The organism is Mesorhizobium sp. M3A.F.Ca.ET.080.04.2.1 (assembly GCF_003952525.1).
Classification (GTDB): domain Bacteria; phylum Pseudomonadota; class Alphaproteobacteria; order Rhizobiales; family Rhizobiaceae; genus Mesorhizobium.
On record NZ_CP034451.1, the window covers coordinates 1,078,738 to 1,096,429 of the forward strand.

The following is a 17,692-nucleotide window of genomic DNA, read 5'->3' on the forward strand; positions in this document are numbered from 1 at the left end:
TTTGCCGCAGGTCCTCGCCCCCTATCCTGATCCGCCCGGCTTCATGATGATCTCGCGATGCGGATAGGGGATGCTTATGCCGTTGGCCTTGAACGTGTCCCACAGCGCCAGCAGCACCTTGCCGCGCACGTTGGTCAGGCCCTGCTGAGGATCGCGAATCCAGAAGCGCAGGACGAAGTTCAGCGAGGAGTCGCCGAAGTCAGTCAGCCAGCAGACCGGCCGCCGGTCGGCTTCGACCCGGCCGACGCTGATCGCGGCTTCTATGGCCAGTTCGCTGACCTTGTGCGGGTCGGCGTCATAGGAGACGCCGAAGTTGACGTCGAGGCGCACGAGGTTGTCGCTGAACGACCAGTTGATGACCCGCTGGGTGATGAAATCCTCGTTCGGGATCAGGAATTCGCGGCCGTCGCGCGTCACCACCGAGACAAAGCGCGCCCGCAATTCGCGGATCCAGCCGAATGTATTTTCGAGCGATATGGTGTCGCCCGGCTTGATCGACTTGTCGAGCAGGATGATGACGCCGGAGACGAAGTTCGAGACCACTTTCTGCAGCCCGAAAGCGAGGCCGACGCCAACGGCGCCGGAAAACACCGTCAGCGCAGTCAGGTCGAGACCGACGGCGGAAAGCGCGACGGCGCCCGCCACCAGCACGAGGCCGATCTTGGCGACCTTGCCTATAAGGACACGGATGGAGGGGGTCAGTTCCTCCGAGACGCGGACGCGCTCGTCGATGTAGTTGCCGATGACCACCGCAAGCCAAACGGTCGCGACCAGAAGCAGCGCCGCCTTCAGCACCATGAGGGCCGAAAGGCGAACCGCGCCGAGCGGGATCGCAAGGCCGTCGAGGAAGGCCGCCGCCTCGTCGCTGATGCCCAGGATGACAAGCGCGGCATAGATCCAGGTCAGCCATCCGAGAATGCGCGCGACGAGGCGGTTGCGGATGATCCGCGACAGCACCGTCGCGACCAGCCAGGCAAGCGACAGCGAAAGCGCGATGTGGACGAGATGGCTCCGACTTGGCCAGGTGAAGGCGCGCAAAAGACTGAGCGCGGCAAGCAGCAAGAGGGTGAACAGGATCCAGTCGGTGCGCCGCAATAGAGCGATCGCGACCCTCAACAGTCCGGGATGACCCTTGATCTGGCGCGCCCGATCCTCGATGAGCGGCTCGATCCGCCGCGCCGCGAGCTTTGCCGCCAGGAACAGCGTGACGACGATGGCAGCCTGATAGACGAACCACGGCGTGGCGGCATAGTCGAACCATCCGGTGGCCCAGGACAGCGATCTGTCGATGGCGTCGCGAACATCCATTGCCGCACGACCGCTTGGCTACGAACTGCAACTGGTGGTTCCACAATGTCGTCGGCGTTGCGAATGGTCAAGCCGGCCTGCCGGATGCTTCATGAGGCGGCCGCCTGCGCGACTTCTCACCATGCTGGCGATCGTGCGGAAAGCTTCATCTGGTCAGGGCGGAGCCACGCCCTATCTGTCCCCTGGCCCGCTCCGCCAACGGGCAAAAAACAGCCTTTGCGGAACGAGCGGCATGTGGTTCAGTCAAGTGCTCTGTTCAGCAGTTGGATGGTGTCTGGCAGAAGCGCCTCAACGTCTGCATCTGGGGAGACTTCAGATGAAAGATGCCGCAGAACGCGCCGACCACCGACGCGAGCTTCTCAACCGTGGCGAGCTGACGCTCGCAGCTTTCAGCCACCTTGCATGGTCGGCGCCGCTCCGACGATGGCGCTGCCTCCCCCACAACGCCCCGCAAGCACGTTCTCACGCATAGACAGGTCCTTGTGTTCGCCTTCCGTAAGCCCAGGCGGGGAAGCTCGCTCATCTGGATGCTGGCAGCCGCAACGCTCTGCGGTTGCGCGCAGGGCGTGCTCGACCCGCAGGGCCCGATCGCGGCGGGCAATCGCACGATCCTTCTCAATTCACTGGCGGTCATGCTGGTCATCGTCATCCCGACGCTGGTGGCGCTTCTTGCCTTTGCCTGGATGTTCCGCGCGTCGAACCGCAACGCACGCTACGATCCGGAATTCACCTATTCCGGCCGGATCGAGCTGATCGTCTGGTCGATCCCGACGCTCACCATCCTCTTTCTTGGCGGGCTTATCTATTACGGATCCTATCATCTCGATCCGCGAAAGCCGATCGCCTCCAGCCAGCCGCCGCTCGACATCCAGGTCGTGGCGCTCGACTGGAAATGGCTGTTCCTCTACCCAGACCAGGGCGTCGGAACGATCAACCAGCTCGTCATCCCCGCTGGGGTGCCGGTGCATTTCAAGCTGACTTCGGCCAGCGTGATGAATACCTTCTTCGTGCCGCAGCTCGGCAGCATGATCTACGTCATGAACGGCATGCAAACCGAATTGCATCTGCAGGCCGACCACGAGGGCGACTATTTCGGCCAGTCGGCGCATTTCAGCGGCGACGGCTTCTCGGACATGAATTTTCGGGTGCGGGCCGTCTCGGCCGATGCGTTTACCAGCTGGGCCTCTTCCTTGCATGGCGCAGGCGGTGTGCTCAATGCCAACACCTATCGCGAGCTGGCCAAGCAAAGCATCAATGCGCCGCCGGCTTCCTTCGGGCATGTGCAGCCCGGCTTGTTCGACGCGGTCGTGCGCCAGACGCTGCCGCCGGGTCCTGGACCGGCCGCAACCGCCGCCGGCGAGCCGCAGATGAGCCCGAAGGCGGGAACGTCCGAGATGCCCCACCAGCCGGCAGAAGGAGGATGAGGATGCTCGGAAAGCTCGACTGGTCGGCCATTCCCTTCGATCAGCCCATCCCGCTCGGCGCGGCGCTGATCGTCTTCCTGGCGGCCGTCGCGGTGCTGATCTGGATCACTGCAAAGGGATACTGGCCGTATCTGTGGCACGAATGGATTACCTCGGTCGACCACAAGCGCATCGGCGTGATGTACATCGTCCTGGCGGCGCTGATGCTTCTGCGCGGCTTCATCGACGCCATCATGATGCGCACCCAGCAGGTGCTGGCCATCCATGGGCCGGGCTACCTGCCGCCGGAGCATTACGACCAGATCTTCTCGGCCCACGGCACGATCATGATCTTCTTCGCCGCGATGCCCTTCGTCATCGGGCTGATGAATTTCGTCGTGCCGCTGCAGCTCGGCATCCGCGACGTCGCGTTCCCGACGCTGAATTCCGTCAGCTTCTGGCTGACGGCAACGGGGGCGCTGCTGGTCAACATCTCGCTGGTCATCGGCGAGTTCGCGCGCACCGGCTGGCTGCCCTACGCGCCGCTGTCGGAGACGACCTATTCGCCTGGCGTCGGCGTCGACTATTACCTGTGGTCGATCCAGATCTCCGGTGTCGGCACGCTGCTGACCGGCGTCAACCTGGTGACGACCATCCTCAAGATGCGTGCCCCGGGCATGGGGTATCTGCGCATGCCCATGTTCTGCTGGACCTCGCTCGCCTCCAACCTGCTCATCGTCGCGGCGTTTCCGGTCCTAACGGCGACGCTCGCGATGCTCACGCTCGACCGCTATCTCGGCTTCCACTTCTTCACGAACGAAGCCGGCGGCAACCAGATGATGTTCGTGAACCTCATCTGGGCGTGGGGGCACCCGGAGGTCTACATCCTGGTGCTGCCGGCCTTCGGGATCTACTCCGAGATCTTCTCGACCTTCTCCTCGAAGCCGCTGTTCGGCTACCGTTCGATGGTCGCGGCGACGTTGTTCATCTGCATCGTGTCCTTCATGGTCTGGCTGCACCACTTCTTCACCATGGGCGCCGGCGCCGACGTCAACGCGGCCTTCGGCATCGCCACCTCGGTCATCGCCGTCGGCACCGGGGTCAAGATCTACAACTGGCTGTTCACCATGTATGGCGGGCGGGTCCGCTTCGACACTCCGATGCTGTGGGCGCTGGGTTTCGTGACCACCTTCATCATCGGCGGCATGACCGGCGTGCTGCTCGCCGTCCCGCCGGCCGACTTCATGCTGCACAATTCGCTCTTCCTGGTGGCGCATTTCCACAATGTGATCATCTCGGGCGTGCTGTTTGCCGCCTTCGCCGGTTTCACCTACTGGTTCCCGAAAGCTTTCGGCTTCCGTCTGCACGAAGGCTGGGGCAAGGCCGCGTTCTGGTTCACGCTTGCCGGCTACGTGCTGGTCTTCGTGCCCCTCTACATCGTCGGCCTGCTCGGCATGACGCGCCGCCTGCAGCATATCAACATGGACCTGTGGACGCCGTGGCTGATGGTGGCGGCCCTCGGCATTGCGGTGATGATCGTCGGCGCCGCGTGCCAGGTCGCGCAGTTGATCGTCTCGATCCGCCATCGCGACGCGATGCGCGACGAGACGGGCGACCCGTGGGACGGGCGCTCGCTGGAATGGTCGACATCCTCTCCGCCGCCCGTCTTCAACTACGCGCATCTGCCGCATGTCGAGGATGAAGAGCCCTACTGGAGCATCAAGCAGAGGGCCGTCGAGGAGCAAAGCGCGCAAGCCGAAGAGGAAGGCTATGCGCCGATCGAGATGCCGCGCAACAGCCCGACCGGGTTCGTCACCGCCTTCTTCGCCACGCTCATCGGCTTCGCGCTGATCTGGCATATCTGGTGGCTGGCGATCGTCGGCTTCATCGGCGCCTACGCCACCTTCGTCGTCTTCGCCTGGCGCGACCATAGCGACTACGAGATTTCAGCCGACGAGGTCGAGCGCATCGACCGCGACGGCAGGGCCGCGCAGCTCGCCTGGATGCGCAAGCGGGAGCGCGTGGCATGAGCGATCACGCGGGCGCCTTCTCCGGCGGCATCGCCGGCCGCGCGAGGCGCGGGCCGGACCGGGCCGGCCGCGGCGGGCACGGGCACGACCTGCTTTCGGCGACGGGGCACGGCCAGGGTGGCCCGGCTTCCAAGTTCGTGACGGTGGCCTACGGCTTCTGGATCTTTCTTCTCTCCGACATCATCATCTTCTCGGCGTTCTTCGCCGCCTACGCGGTGTTGTCGAAGGCTACGGCCGGCGGGCCGACGGGAAAGGACCTGTTCGAGCTGACGCGGGTCGCGGTGCAGACCGGACTTCTGCTGACATCGAGCTTCACCGGCGGCCTCGCAACACTGGCGGCCCATCGCAGATCGATGGCCGCCACCCAGTCCTGGCTCCTCGTCACCGGCCTGCTCGGCGTTGCCTTCCTGTTCCTGGAGGTGCAAGAGTTCGCGGCCATGGTCGGCGAGCAGGCCGGTCCCTCGCGCAGCGCGTTCCTGTCCGCCTTCTTTGCCCTTGTCGGCTGCCATGGGACGCATGTCGGACTGGGCCTGCTCTGGCTCGGCACCATGATGGCCCAGCTCTGGGTGAAAGGCTTCCGGGCCGACTTTCTGCGCCGGCTTCACTGCTTCGGCCTGTTCTGGCACGCGCTGGACATCATCTGGGTCGCCATCTTCACCCTGGTCTATCTGCTGGGAGCGTCGCCATGACCGATATCGACACCCGGACCGAGGAGCAGTTCGACCATCGCGATTCAGCGCCGGGCGAAGAGCGCATCACCGAACACGAGCTGGCGGGCGGCCTTTCGGGCTATCTCCTCGGCTATGGCTTGGCGATCCTGCTGACCATCGCCTCCTTTCTTGCGGCGCAGACCGACCTCATCTACCAGCCGGCGGTGATCTCGGCGCTGGTGGTGCTGGCGATAGCGCAGATGGGGGTGCACCTCGTCTTCTTCCTGCATCTGACCACGGGACCTGACAACACCAACAACCTGCTCGCGCTCGCCTTCGGCGTTCTGATCGTCGCGCTGGTCGTGCTCGGCTCGGTGTGGATCATGGCTCATCTCGACCTCAACATGGCCCCGATGAGCGCCCGTCAGGCCGGGATGATGCCATAAGGCGGCCGGCGCCAGTTTGCTTGGCGCTTTCCGGCATGGGTCGCCACCGTCATGGCCGGCTCGATCGAAGCCGCGCAATGATGACGATGCCTGCATGACCCCATGCCAAGAGCATGGGGTCACATCGAACTCAAGGTTTGATAGGCTTTCAGCCGGTCAGTGAATGCCGATGCGTCGCGTCACCTGACCGTTGCTTTCCCAGTAGGTATGCTTCTTGGCTATGATGGGATCGTCCATTGCGGGCTGGACCTGCCCTCCCGTGCTAACCGCACGCGAGGTGACCGTGTGCTCCCCAGCGGAGGGCTTCGGCCAGTCGATGGACCATATCTTCCAAGCGAAGTCCGCCTTTTCGGTTTCGTCGATGGTCGCCGGCATCCATGGCCCGTGATCGATCTTCACCTCGACCCGCTCGATCGGCGCACCCCAGGCCGCCCCGACGATCCGGTAATCATTCCCGATATGAGTGACCCGGGCCGGTGCGGACTTCAGGCGCGCCCGCCCGACAGAGGTTTCCACCCATACCGTCTCTCCGTTGTGCTCCTCCTCGCGCAGCGTGACATAATCGCGTCCCATGAACTGGTTCACGAAGCGCTGGTCCCTCACTTCGATTCGCTTGAGCCATTTCACGTTCGCGATCCCGTACCAGCCCGGCGCTATCAGCCGCAGCGGGAACCCGTTGTCAGCAGGCAAGCCAGTCCCGTTCATCTCGTAGCAGAGGATGTTTTTGGGGTCCAAGGCGTCGGCGAGCGACATGCTGCGCGCAAAGTTCTGCGTAAACTTGACATCGTCGGCTCGCTTGATTTCACCTTTGTCAGTGCCCCAGAAAACAACCTCGATACCACTGTCGAGGACGCCGACCTCCTCAAGGATCGGGGCGAGCGGCGTGCCGGCCCAGCGAGCATTGCCAATCCCACCATTGAAGAACGGCAGGCCAGTATTGCCCGAACATTCGACTGTGAACGTGACTTCCTGGCGCGGTCGAGCCTTGATGTCGGCGAGCGTCAGGGCTGTCGGCTTTTTGACGGAGCCGCCAATTTCGAGCTTCCACGTGCTTTCGTCGACGACGGGCCGGTTGAAATGCGCGATTGAAAAGAACTTGTCGTTGGGCGTCACCCAGGAATCGAGATCCTCCCACACCAACTGATTTTTGACGACCTGCGGAACCGGGTTCGGCGGCAGCTGATCGAGCCATTTGATGACTTCTTCGCTGGCCCGAGTTGGAAATGCATAGGCAATCCGCGATTGAAAGGACGCCAGCGCAACGAGGGTTGCCCCTCCTCGAACCATGAATTCACGTCTGGGAAGGTAATGCATGATAACTTCTCCTCCAGTGAAAAGCTCAGTTCTCCTCAAGTAATAAGTGCGAATAGCGACTGATGAGTGCGAATAGCGACCGGGATCGCGAAAAGCAGAAGCCGGAGTGGAACAAGTCCGAGTTGGAAGCGCGCCCTAGTTGAAGCGACGCCTCCCGCTCTCAATTCGCCAGCTTGTCAGGTCCGAGCCGGCGATCTTCAACTATACGCCTTATCTGTGATCGTGACGAGGGCTCGCAGCTTCGCATCTGGGCTTCGTGCTCCAAGATCGAATGCCGCCGACGATGGTGCGTTGGATCTTGCGAGCGGCATGGATCTGGTCAGCACCGATCTCAGCCTAGAGGCGCTGCCGGGTCCGGGACGCGAAAGCAAACAAGGCTCCCTAAGGAGCCTTGCCGCGACATTTCGATGGCAGAGTGCCTGCTTTTCCGCAAACGGCTTTGGCCTAGGCATCGACCAAAGCTGGCGTCGAACGCTTGCGAGACGGAGCGGCCGTCCTCTTGGGCACGATGACGTAGCGGCGCGGTACTGCTGTCGCCACCCGGCCAGGGATCTTGTCCGATGCCTGCCCTGAAAGAACCGCCACGGCGTCGTCGCGCACTGGTCCATAGATCCGGTAATATTGATGGCTGGTCGCGTTCAGCTCGGCCGGAACTACGTTGCTCACGTCCACCGCCACGACCTTGTCGCTGATGGTCGCCATATTATCGGGACCGGTTGCGCCGAGGCGCGGACCGTTGAACTGGAACGTGCCGCTAAGCACGGTAAGGACCCAGTCCTCATGCGTATAGTAGACGGTTACTCTGCGCCCGAGGTCCGGCAGGGCCCTCAACTTGTCCTGCCTGTCAAATGCATCGGAATCCTCGTCGGCCGCGGCGAGAATGATCTGGCGAAACACGGTCGGAAGATGGGTGGCCGGCGCGGATGGCAGTGGGTCGCCGGCGTCGACGTCGCGCGGCTGCGCCAAAAGCGCCTGGACACCGAAGCGCAGAACGTAGTTGCCCATGCTATGGCAAAGCAGGTGGATGACAGGCGGTGACGCGTTGGGCGCTGCTTTGGTCATTTCAGCCACTTCAGCCATCAATCTGCGGACGACCCGCGCGAAGGCCGGACCGCTCTGTCGAGCCATACCCCTGTCGAGCTGGTATCCCAACAGCGTGCCCTGCGAAGGCCAGCCAAAGGCGAGAATGTCCGCGTCGATCCCATAGAATGCGAGGATGGTGGCGGCGCGTTCCATGCTGTCGCTGAAGGTGTTGAAGAAGCCATGGACGAACAAGACGATGGTCTTGGCCGAGGCAAGCGAAGGACGGAGCGCCGAAAACAGCTCGTCGCTGCCTCGCTTGGGTTGCTGCCCAAGGCCGACAAGCATCTTTTCGTCATAGACGCGCAATGATCCCGGAACGATCTTCCCCTGTTTCGGGGCTCCGGAAACGGCAACCTGGATCTGGCCATATCTCAGGTCCATGCCCTGCGCCTGACTGAGATATGGCCCGAAGCCTGTAATCTTGCCCGCACTGCCGACAATGGGATTGCGGTTCGTGGCAAAATAAACGGTGTATTGCTTGGACAAGGCCGCCTCCTCCGAATGAATGGTCGCATTCAGTCACTGTCAGGGCACGGACGCCGCTCGCGCGGGAACGGTCCACCGCGCGGACTAGGCCTATGTCAATTCGCTTAAGTTGAAGCCGGCGCCTCCCCTGAATAACAATAAGCTCTCTTTTTGAATTTCAGTCAATTACACTTTGCAATTACTTTGTTCTTTGCAGCTAGACCACAGCCGGCGCGAAGGCTGACAGCGTCAGGCGGGCTGTCTCCTGATCGAAGCGCAAACGCATCGAACAAGCCATCTGCCTGCCAAAAAACAAGGCCCTCGGGACGAGAGCCTTGTCGCAACAACTTCGACGGGTAGAGCCCTGCCCTACTTCCCCATCAACTGCTTGGCGTTTTCCGCCGTGATCGCGGTGGTGTCCACCGTCACGGTCGGTTCCACCGAGGTCGCGCAGTCGAGCAGGATCTTCTTCGACATCTCGATCGCTTCCTTGGCTCCGGTCGGATAGGTGAAGGTCGCCGCCCAGTCGCCCTTGGCCACCGCCTCGATGCCGCCGGCCGGGCCGGGCAGGCCGTCGGTGCCGATGATCTTGACGTCCTTGCCGGCGCCCTTGGCGGCCAGCAGCGCGCCCGCCGCCATCATGTCGTTCGACGCATAGAGCACCTTGATGTCGGGATGCGCCTGCAGCATGGCAGCAAAGGCGGTCTGGGCTTTATCCGGAACCCAGTCGGCGGCCTGCTCGGCAACTATCTGGATCTTGGCGTTGGCCTTCACGCCTTCCTTGAAGCCGTTCAAGCGCTCCACCGCCGGCGTCGAGCTCGGCAGGCCTTCGAGCACCGCCGCCTCGCCGCCATCGGGCAGCAGCTTCGTGGCCGTGAACTTGCCGGCTTCCTCGGCGATCTTGAAGTTGTCGCCGCCGATGAAGGCCGTGTAGTCCTTGCCGGGTTCGCCCACCGTCTTGCGGTCGAGTTCGATCACCGGAATGCCGGCGTCCATGGCGCGCTTCACGGCCGGCGTCAGCGGGGCGGCCTCGAAGGGCGAGATCAGCAGAAGATCGACCTTCTGGGTGATGAAGTTGTCGACCTGCGAAGTCTGCGTGTTGACGTTGCCGGCGCCGTCGGCGATCTGCAGCGTGAAGCCCGGCACTTCCTTAGCGGCCGCCGTCAGCTCGTCATTGACGTGCTGGCGATAGGGCTCGGCGTTGTTGGCTTGCGAAAAGCCGATGACGAACTGGCCGTCCTTGGCACAGGCCTTGACCATCGGGTCGGCGGCCTGGGCGCCGCCTGCGATGCACAGGCCGGCCGCGCCCGCCAGAAGTGCAGTCCGCAGGACGCGCGATCCTCTCAGTGTGGTTTTCATGCTCAGTCTCCTCCTCTGTCGGGCCGGGGGACGGCCTGACCTCTGGTTTCAGTCTTCGAGGTGTGCTGCCGCCGGCCTCCTATCGTCCCAAACCCTCGCGGCGGCGAACGAGGGATTGAAGCACTGCCGCCAGGACGATGATCGCGGCGGTCGCGAGCAGCTGCGTGGCGGGGGTGATGTTGTTGAGCTGAAGGATATTGGCCAAGGCACCAAGCATGATGGTGCCGGCGACCGTGCCGACCATCGAGCCGGCGCCGCCGAACAGGCTGGTGCCGCCGATAACGACGGCAGCGATCGCGGTGAGCTCATAGCCCATGCCGTCATTGGCGCTGCCGAAGTTGAACTGGCCGGCATGGACGATGCCGGCAAGCGCGGAGGCAAAGCCTGTGATGGCATAGACCGCAATCTTCACCATCGACACCGGCACGCCGGAAATGCGGGCGGCGCGCTCGTTGCCGCCGACGGCATAGACGTAGCGGCCGAAGCGCGTGGTGTTGAGAACCAGCGTGGCAATCGCGGCGAAGATGATGAAGACGATGGTGGCCACCGGCACGGTGTTGTCGAACAGGCGCTCGCCCAGCACCGCGAACACCGGCGGCGCCAGGCCCGGTCCGTCGCCATAGGAGATGTTGATGTACTGGTTGCCGGAAACGATCAGCGCCAGACCGCGCGCCGCCTGCAGCCCGGCCAGCGTGACGATGAACGGCTCCAGCCGGAAGCGGGTGGAGATCGTCCCCTGGACGATCCCAAAGACGACGCCCATGACCAGCACCGCCAAAATGGTCGGGATAAGCCCGAAGCCACCAGAGATCATCATGGTGGCTGTCACCACGGCGGAGAGGCCGAGCACCGCCCCGACCGAAAGGTCGATGCCGGCGGTGATGATGACGAAGGTCATGCCGATGGCGATGATGCCGGTCTCCGACACGGCGCGCACGATGTTGGCGATGTTGTCGGGGTTGAGGAACAGGATCTCGCCGTGGCGCCGCGGCGAGAAAATGACGCCGCCGATGGCCACCAGAACCAGACCGATCAGGCTCTGGAAACGCACGACGATCGCCAGCGGGTCGACGCGATGCTTGGGTGCCGCCGTCACTTGCGCCGCCGGGCTTGATCCTGCCGGGCTGGCCGCCACCGAAATCTTCTGGTCCGACATCAGGCCTCCCTGCCATTTGCCGCGGCAAGCACTGTGTGCTCGTCGACGCCGCCGATGAATTCCGCCACATTGCGCCCCTGGCGCAGCACCACGATCCGGTCGCAAAGCCCGATCAGCTCCGGCATCTCGCTCGAGGCGACCAGAATGCCCAAGCCCTGCGCCGCAAGCGCCCGCAGCCGCGCATAGATCTCGCCCTTGGCGCCGACATCGACCCCGCGCGTCGGCTCGTCGAGCAGCAACAGCCGCGGATTGCCGAGGATTTCCTTGGCGAGCACCACTTTCTGCTGGTTGCCGCCCGAGAGCGCGCCGACGGCGATGTCGGGGTTCTTCGGGCGAATGTCGAACTGGCCGAAGGACTGGCGCACGGCCTCCGCTTGGCGGCGCGGCGACATCAGGCCGGCCGGCGAGATGCGGCGGATCACCGACATCACCAGGTTGAGGCCGACCGCCATCCTGAGCATCAGGCCGCTGCCGCGCCGGTCGTCGGTGACGAAGGCGATGCCTGCCTTGCGTGCTGCATCGATGGATTCGAGTCTCACCGGGCGGCCGTCGACCGCGACCTCCCCATGCCAGCGGCCGGCAAGGCCGGTGCCGTAGAGCGCGGAGAGCAGCTCCGTGCGCCCTGCCCCCATGATGCCCGCGAGGCCGACGATCTCGCCTTCCCTGACCTCGAGCGAGATGCCGCTCGGCGCCTGCCAGCCGGCGCTTTCGCGGGAGAGCCGGAAGCTGGCATTCTTCAGGCTGAGCAGCGTCTTGCCCACGCCCTTGGCACGTTCTGGATAGAGCTCGTCCAGCGGCCGTCCGACCAGCAGCCGCACCAGCTCGGCCTGCGGCGCATGCGGCTCGGTGATGCCGGCGACCCGGCCATCGCGCATCACCGTGACGCGGTCGGCGATCTCAGGCACTTCCTCCAGCCGGTGCGAGATGTAGACGATGCCGACGCCGGTCGCGGCAAGCTTCCTCATGATGTCGAACAGGCGCTCGACCTCGCTGACGGTAAGTGCCGCCGTCGGCTCGTCCATGATCAAGACGCGCGAGGCATAGGACAGCGCCTTGACGATCGCCACCACCTGGCGCTGGCCGATGGAGAGGTCGGCGACAAGGCGCGCCGGGTCGATGGCGAGTTCGATCGCGTCCAGCCGCTGCTTCGCCTCGCGGCGCATCGCCGGCACGTCAAGCATGCCGCCGGCACGCATCAGTTCGCGGCCGAGGAAAAGGTTCGCCGCGACGTCGAGCGAGGGCACGAGGTCGAGTTCCTGGAAGATGGTTGCGATTCCGGCTGCCTGCGCCTCGCGCGGGTTGTTGAAGGTCACCGGCTTGCCGTCGATGCGGATCTCACCCTCGTCCGGCGTGTAGACGCCCGACAGCAGGTTCATCAGTGTCGATTTGCCGGCGCCGTTCTCGCCCAGCAGCGCGTGGATCTCGCCGGCCCTGAGATCAAAATCGACGCCGCGCAGGGCCTGCACGCCGCCGAAGCGTTTCACCGCGCCGGTGACGGAAAGCAGCGGCGCGCTCATGCTCGCCTCATGCGAACCGGCTTCGCGCAGGACTGGCGCGCCTGCAGCGTCGCCTGCAGCCGCACGGAGCGGGGTGCCGCGTCGCTGGAGGCGATGCGGGCGCTCAGAAGCGCTGCCGCCTGGCGGCCGATCTCGGTGCAGGGCTGCTCGACCAATGTCAGCCTCGGCTCGAAACAGTCGGCCCATTCGAAATCGTCAAAGCCGACCAGCGACAGGTCGCGCGGGATCGAAAGCCCCTTCTCGCGGACGGCGCGGACTGCCCCGATCGTCGTCATGTTGTTGCCGGTGACCAATGCGGTGGGCGGCTCCGGCAGCGACAGGATCGCATGCGTCGATGTCGTGGCGCCCGCCGTGTCGACATTCTCCGGCGAGACGTAGCGCGGCAGGCACTCAAGTCCATTGGCGGCGAGCGAGGCGCGGAAGGCCTCGATGCGCTCGCGCGTCGTGGCCAGCCCCGGTTGGCCGGCGATGTAGCCGATGCGCCGGTGGCCAAAGGAGGCGACGTGGTCGATCAGCGCCCGCATCGCCGTCTGATTTTCGACGCCGATCTGGTCGAAGCGGTCGTCGGCGAAGCGGTCGATGAGCACGCAAGGCAGCTTCTTTTCGGCGAGATAGGCGATCGCGCGTTCTGGCGAGCCGGACGGCGCCAGAATGACGCCGTCGACACGGCGCTGGTGGAAAGCGCGCACCACCTGAAGCTCGCGCTCGGGATCTTCCTGCGTGTCCGACAGGAACACCATCAGGCCGAGGCGCGCGCACTCGGCTTCCACCGCACAGATGATGTCGGTGAAATAGGGGTTGGAGATCGCCGAGATCGCGAGGCCAACGCTGTTGGTCGAGGCCACTTTCAGCGAGCGCGCCAGTTCGTTGGGCTGGTAGCCCATGGCGGCGATCGCGTCGTTGATCAGCTGCGCCTTCTCGGGCGAGACGAAACGCGTGCGGTTGACGACATGCGACACGGTCGAAACCGAAACGCCGGCGCGGCGCGCGACCTCAGCCATTGTCGGCATGCGAACGGAGTGCTGCCAAGCACACCTCCCTCGATTGCGTTTCCCGTCCCGCTCTTCGGCGAGATCTGCGACGACCATAGAATCATCGAAACGTTTGCGCAATCGATTCGATGAGCGAGCGCACGAGATTTTTCTGACGGAAATGTCGAAATCAGGAGATGAAAGCGAGCCAGGCCGTCCCGGCGGCGAGCGTCAGCAAGGTCAGAGGCAGTCCGACTCTGAAGAAAGCGACGAAGGACAGTAGCTTGCCCGCCGCTTTCGCCTGCTCGGCGACGATCAGATTGGCCACGGAGCCGAGCAGCGTGAAATTGCCGGCGAGCGTCGAACTCATCGCCACCACCAGCCAGGCGCGCTGCGGGTTCTCGAGACCCGGAATGAATGGCCTCAGCGCCAGCACCGCCGGCACGTTGCTCATAATGTTGGAAAGCACCGCGGTGAAGGCGGAAAGCCGCCACACATCGTCGAGACCGATTGCCTTGGCGGAAGCCGTCAGCTCGGGCGTGAGCAGAGTGCGCTCGGCACCGGCCACCACCACGAACAGGCCGGCGAACATGAAGAGCAGCGGTCCGTCGATCTCGCGGTAGATGCGATGCGGCTTAATCGCGCGGGTGACGAGCAGGAAGGCGCCGGCGATCAGCGCCGCCTTGGCCACGGGTACCCCGACGAAGAAGGCGACCGCCAGCATCACGCAGGCGATGGTCGCCTTCAGCACCTGTCCCGGCAGCATGCGGCCGCGATAGACCTCGGGGCTGAGTTCCACCGTGCGCGAGAACTCGGCGCGGTAGACGATGCGGATGATGACGATGACGGCGACGAGGCCGAACAGCGCGACGGGTGCAAGCGCCACCGTGAAGGCGGGATAGGAGATGCCCGACAGCGCGCCGATCACCATGTTCTGCGGGTTGCCTGTAATGGTGGCGACGCTGCCGCAGTTGGAGGCCGTACAGGTGGCGATCAGATAGGGAACCGGGTTGCGGTTGATGATGCGGGTGACGTGGACCACGATCGGCGCCATCACCAGGCAGATCGCGTCATTGACCAGGAAGGCCGAGAGAACGCCGGTCAGAAGCGTCACCATGATCAGGAGCATGAATGGTGCGTGCGCGTGCTCGATGGCGAAGCCGCCGAGCGCACGGAAGGCGCCTGAGACTTTCAGATGCGCCACCACAATCATCATGCCGAGCAGCAGCGTGATGGTGTCGAAATTGATGGAACGGTAGGCATCCTCGATGCCGATGGCGCCGATGGCGATCATGGCAGCCCCGCCGAGCAGCGCGATGCCGGCGCGGTCGAGCCGGAGGCCCGGGAAGCGACCGACGGCAACACCGGCATAGGTGAGCACGAGGATGAGAAGCGCGCCGGTGCCCGTCCATGTCATTGCCGGAATATCCCGTGTCCTGCCCTGCCCGGCAGAATCTGCCGGTGTCCGCGGGACCACCTTTAACAATGGTGCCCGAAAGCCGAAAGCTGGGAAACCGCGGTCCAGCAAACTCGCTGCCGCCTTAGGGAACAGCCGGGATTTTGAGCGGCCGCCAGAGCGGCCTGTATATTCGGATCATCTAATGTAATAATTGCTGGACAGATCAGGCTGACCATCCTGTCGTTCGGGGGACTATTCGGATGAACACGGTCGTGGAAGGGGACCATCGCGTTCTGCGCAAGGAAGAGCCGATGGTCCAGGGAGAATGCCGGCGTTGCCACGGCGCTCGCACCGTGTTCGTGTGTGCCCGGTGGCTGAGTTCCAATGGTCACTGCTGCCCGGAAGGGACGCATAGGCTGAAATGCCCGGGGCAAAGCGTGGCATGCATGGAGTGCCGCGGCCCGGAGGCCTGAGAAAGCACGAAATTTGGGGAGCCTGCCGTACCCCCGCCGGACGCGGCAGGCTCCCCGACCGGCCTCGACCGGCCGCCGCAAACAGCTAGCTTGTGGCACAGCGCACGGAGTGCCGTCATTAAAGTTTGACATAGCCGTTGCCAGTTAAAAACCTGCAGGCTTAGCATCTCTTCGCAACGAGCCTATTGCGTTGCGCTCTGCCGCCGCTTACCACTTCCGGACTTCGGGTTTTCTGGTTCGGCAGGGTAGATGATCGCACGACTGCGACGTGCCATGCGGTGGCAAGCGCTCCCGCTCCTCGGCGGGTTTGTCATCGTGGCGGCGATTGTCGGTGGGCGTGCCATCTTGGCCGAAACGCAGATCGCGGATCGTGTCGCGAGCCGTCGATCCATTGAGACCCAGCAACTGCTCGCCGGCCTGCTTTCGCTTACCCAGGACGCCGAGACAGGCCAACGCGGCTATCTGCTCACAGGCGAGAAGACCTATCTCCAGCCGTACCAGCATGCGGTCGAAGCGCTGCCGGGTCAGCTTGCGCGCATCGACCAGATGTTGCCGGCAAGCAGCGAGGCGGCGCAGCAAGTCGCCGGCATAAAGGAGGCGCTCGCCCGCAAGCAGTCCGAACTGGCCGAGACGATCCGCCTTTACGACGCGGGCAACATGTCGAAGGCGCTGGAGATCGTGCGTGGCGGCAGCGGCAAGCTCGACATGGAGCAGATCCAGGCCAATATCGACGCGATCCGGCGTATCGATGGGGCAAACCTGCAGGCGCGTGCATTGCGCATGGAACAGGTCGAAGACTGGCTGCGCGCCGGTTCGTTCGCGGCGCTGGCCGCCATACTTCTGCTCGGGCTCTATACGATCCGCGAGTCCGGCCGCCGCTTCCGCGCCGTGGTGATTGCCCAGGATGCGCTGAGCGCGAAGAACGCGGCGCTGGAAAATGAGATCCACACGCGCGAGCGAGCGGAGTCACAGCTGCGCCAGGTGCAGAAGATGGAAGCGGTCGGCCAACTCACGGGCGGCATCGCGCATGACTTCAACAATATGCTGGCGGTCATCACCAGCGCCATGAACCTCGCCCAGCGCAAGCTGGCGCGCGGCGAGCACGACGTGGAGACCTTCGTCGAGGCGGCCGCAGACGCTGCAGCCCGCGCCGCCAATCTCACGGCACGGCTGCTCGCCTTTTCGCGCCAGCAGCCGCTTGCGCCGCAGCTGGTCGACGCCAACCGGCTGGTCACCGGCATGTCGGACCTGTTGCGCCGCACGCTGGGGCAGTCGATCGAGATTGAAACCGTGCTGGCCGGCGGCCTATGGAAAGCGCATGCCGATCCCAGCCAAGTCGAGAATGCCATCCTGAACCTGGCGGTCAACGCGCGCGACGCGATCGGCGAGAAAGGCAAGCTCACCATCGAGACCGCGAACTGCCATCTCGACGAGGCCTACGCTGCCGGCCACCCGGAAGTGAAGGCCGGCCAGTATGTGATGATCGCGGTGACCGATACCGGCACCGGCATGTCGCCGGACGTCATGGCCAGGGCTTTCGAGCCGTTCTTCACGACGAAGCCTGTCAACCACGGAACGGGGCTGGGCCTGAGCCAGGTTTTCGGCTTCGTCAAACAGTCGGGCGGGCATGTGAAGATCTATTCCGAACCGGGCGAAGGCACGACGATCAAGATATACCTGCCCCGTTTCGCGGGTCCGGAAGAGGCGGCGCCGTTCGCGAGGCTCGGCGGCAAGGCCGAGCCGGCCGCGACCGAAACGGTCCTTCTGGTTGAGGATGACGCCCGGGTGCGTTCCGCCACGTCAGCAGCCTTGCTCGAGCTCGGTTATACGGTGATCGAGGCCGGGAGCGGCGAGGAAGCACTCGGCAAGCTCGGTGAAAATCCCGCCATCGCGCTGATGCTGACCGATATCGTCATGCCGGCGATGAATGGCCGGCAGTTGGCGGAAGAAGCGAAGGGACGCGCGCCGTCGTTGAAGATCGTTTTCATGACCGGCTTCACCCGCAACGCGGTGGTCCATAACGGCGTGCTCGACCACGACGTGAACTTCATCGCCAAGCCGTTCACGCTGGAGCAGCTTTCGGCGAAGCTGCGTGATGCGCTCGCGAAGCCGTAAGAC

At 64.0% G+C, this 17,692-nt stretch carries 13 protein-coding genes; 5 read left to right on the forward strand and 8 right to left on the reverse strand.

All coding sequences use genetic code 11. The features are described 5' to 3' along the window. Window positions 1–21: 21 nt before the first annotated feature. Entirely contained in the window at window positions 22–1,308 is a 1,287-nt protein-coding gene (locus tag EJ074_RS05000) for a mechanosensitive ion channel domain-containing protein (protein WP_095807563.1), read from the reverse strand. A 527-nt stretch (window positions 1,309–1,835) separates the two neighbouring features. Between EJ074_RS05000 and cyoA the strand changes: the two genes are divergently transcribed. From cyoA to cyoD, 4 genes are read left to right on the forward strand one after another with little or no spacing between them, the layout of a single operon-like run. Beyond that, window positions 1,836–2,732, forward strand: coding sequence for a ubiquinol oxidase subunit II (gene cyoA, locus EJ074_RS05005; RefSeq protein WP_095807564.1), 897 nt, complete (start codon window positions 1,836–1,838; stop codon window positions 2,730–2,732). 2 nt (window positions 2,733–2,734) lie between these two features. Beyond that, on the forward strand, window positions 2,735–4,741 hold the full coding sequence (gene cyoB, locus EJ074_RS05010; RefSeq protein WP_165349854.1) for a cytochrome o ubiquinol oxidase subunit I: 2,007 nt from the start codon (window positions 2,735–2,737) through the stop codon (window positions 4,739–4,741). Continuing rightward, the gene (locus EJ074_RS05015) at window positions 4,738–5,430 is read left to right on the forward strand and encodes a cytochrome (ubi)quinol oxidase subunit III (protein ID WP_095807566.1); all 693 of its coding nucleotides are present in this window, start codon (window positions 4,738–4,740) and stop codon (window positions 5,428–5,430) included. The genes cyoB and EJ074_RS05015 overlap by 4 nt, the downstream gene beginning before the upstream one ends. After that, window positions 5,427–5,837 carry a cytochrome o ubiquinol oxidase subunit IV gene (gene cyoD, locus EJ074_RS05020; protein ID WP_095807567.1) on the forward strand — a complete coding sequence of 137 codons (411 nt, stop codon included), beginning with the start codon at window positions 5,427–5,429 and terminating at the stop codon, window positions 5,835–5,837. Before EJ074_RS05015 ends, cyoD begins: the two co-directional genes overlap by 4 nt. 156 nt (window positions 5,838–5,993) lie before the next feature. Here cyoD and EJ074_RS05025 read toward each other — a convergent pair whose 3' ends face one another. The 7 genes from EJ074_RS05025 to EJ074_RS05055 form a co-directional block, all read right to left on the reverse strand. Then, the gene (locus EJ074_RS05025; protein ID WP_129552807.1) at window positions 5,994–7,151 is read right to left on the reverse strand and encodes a sulfite oxidase; all 1,158 of its coding nucleotides are present in this window, start codon (window positions 7,149–7,151) and stop codon (window positions 5,994–5,996) included. 444 nt (window positions 7,152–7,595) lie between these two features. Continuing rightward, window positions 7,596–8,720, reverse strand: a complete 1,125-nt coding sequence (locus tag EJ074_RS05030) for an alpha/beta hydrolase (RefSeq protein ID WP_129552808.1) — start codon at window positions 8,718–8,720, stop codon at window positions 7,596–7,598. Window positions 8,721–9,068: 348 nt separating this feature from the next. Beyond that, window positions 9,069–10,058: a substrate-binding domain-containing protein gene (locus EJ074_RS05035; protein ID WP_095807570.1), complete on the reverse strand. Its 990-nt coding sequence runs from the start codon at window positions 10,056–10,058 to the stop codon at window positions 9,069–9,071. Window positions 10,059–10,137: 79 nt separating this feature from the next. Then, window positions 10,138–11,214, reverse strand: coding sequence for an ABC transporter permease (locus tag EJ074_RS05040; RefSeq protein ID WP_095807571.1), 1,077 nt, complete (start codon window positions 11,212–11,214; stop codon window positions 10,138–10,140). Next, window positions 11,214–12,731, reverse strand: coding sequence for a sugar ABC transporter ATP-binding protein (locus tag EJ074_RS05045; protein WP_095807572.1), 1,518 nt, complete (start codon window positions 12,729–12,731; stop codon window positions 11,214–11,216). Before EJ074_RS05045 ends, EJ074_RS05040 begins: the two co-directional genes overlap by 1 nt. Next, window positions 12,728–13,741 carry a LacI family DNA-binding transcriptional regulator gene (locus tag EJ074_RS05050; RefSeq protein WP_095807573.1) on the reverse strand — a complete coding sequence of 338 codons (1,014 nt, stop codon included), beginning with the start codon at window positions 13,739–13,741 and terminating at the stop codon, window positions 12,728–12,730. The genes EJ074_RS05045 and EJ074_RS05050 overlap by 4 nt, the downstream gene beginning before the upstream one ends. A 151-nt stretch (window positions 13,742–13,892) precedes the next feature. Beyond that, a complete protein-coding gene (locus EJ074_RS05055) occupies window positions 13,893–15,119 on the reverse strand; it encodes an anion transporter (protein ID WP_095807574.1) in 1,227 nt (408 codons plus the stop codon). A 704-nt stretch (window positions 15,120–15,823) separates the two neighbouring features. Between EJ074_RS05055 and EJ074_RS05060 the strand changes: the two genes are divergently transcribed. After that, on the forward strand, window positions 15,824–17,689 hold the full coding sequence (locus EJ074_RS05060) for a CHASE3 domain-containing protein (RefSeq protein ID WP_245420419.1): 1,866 nt from the start codon (window positions 15,824–15,826) through the stop codon (window positions 17,687–17,689). Window positions 17,690–17,692: the final 3 nt, after the last annotated feature.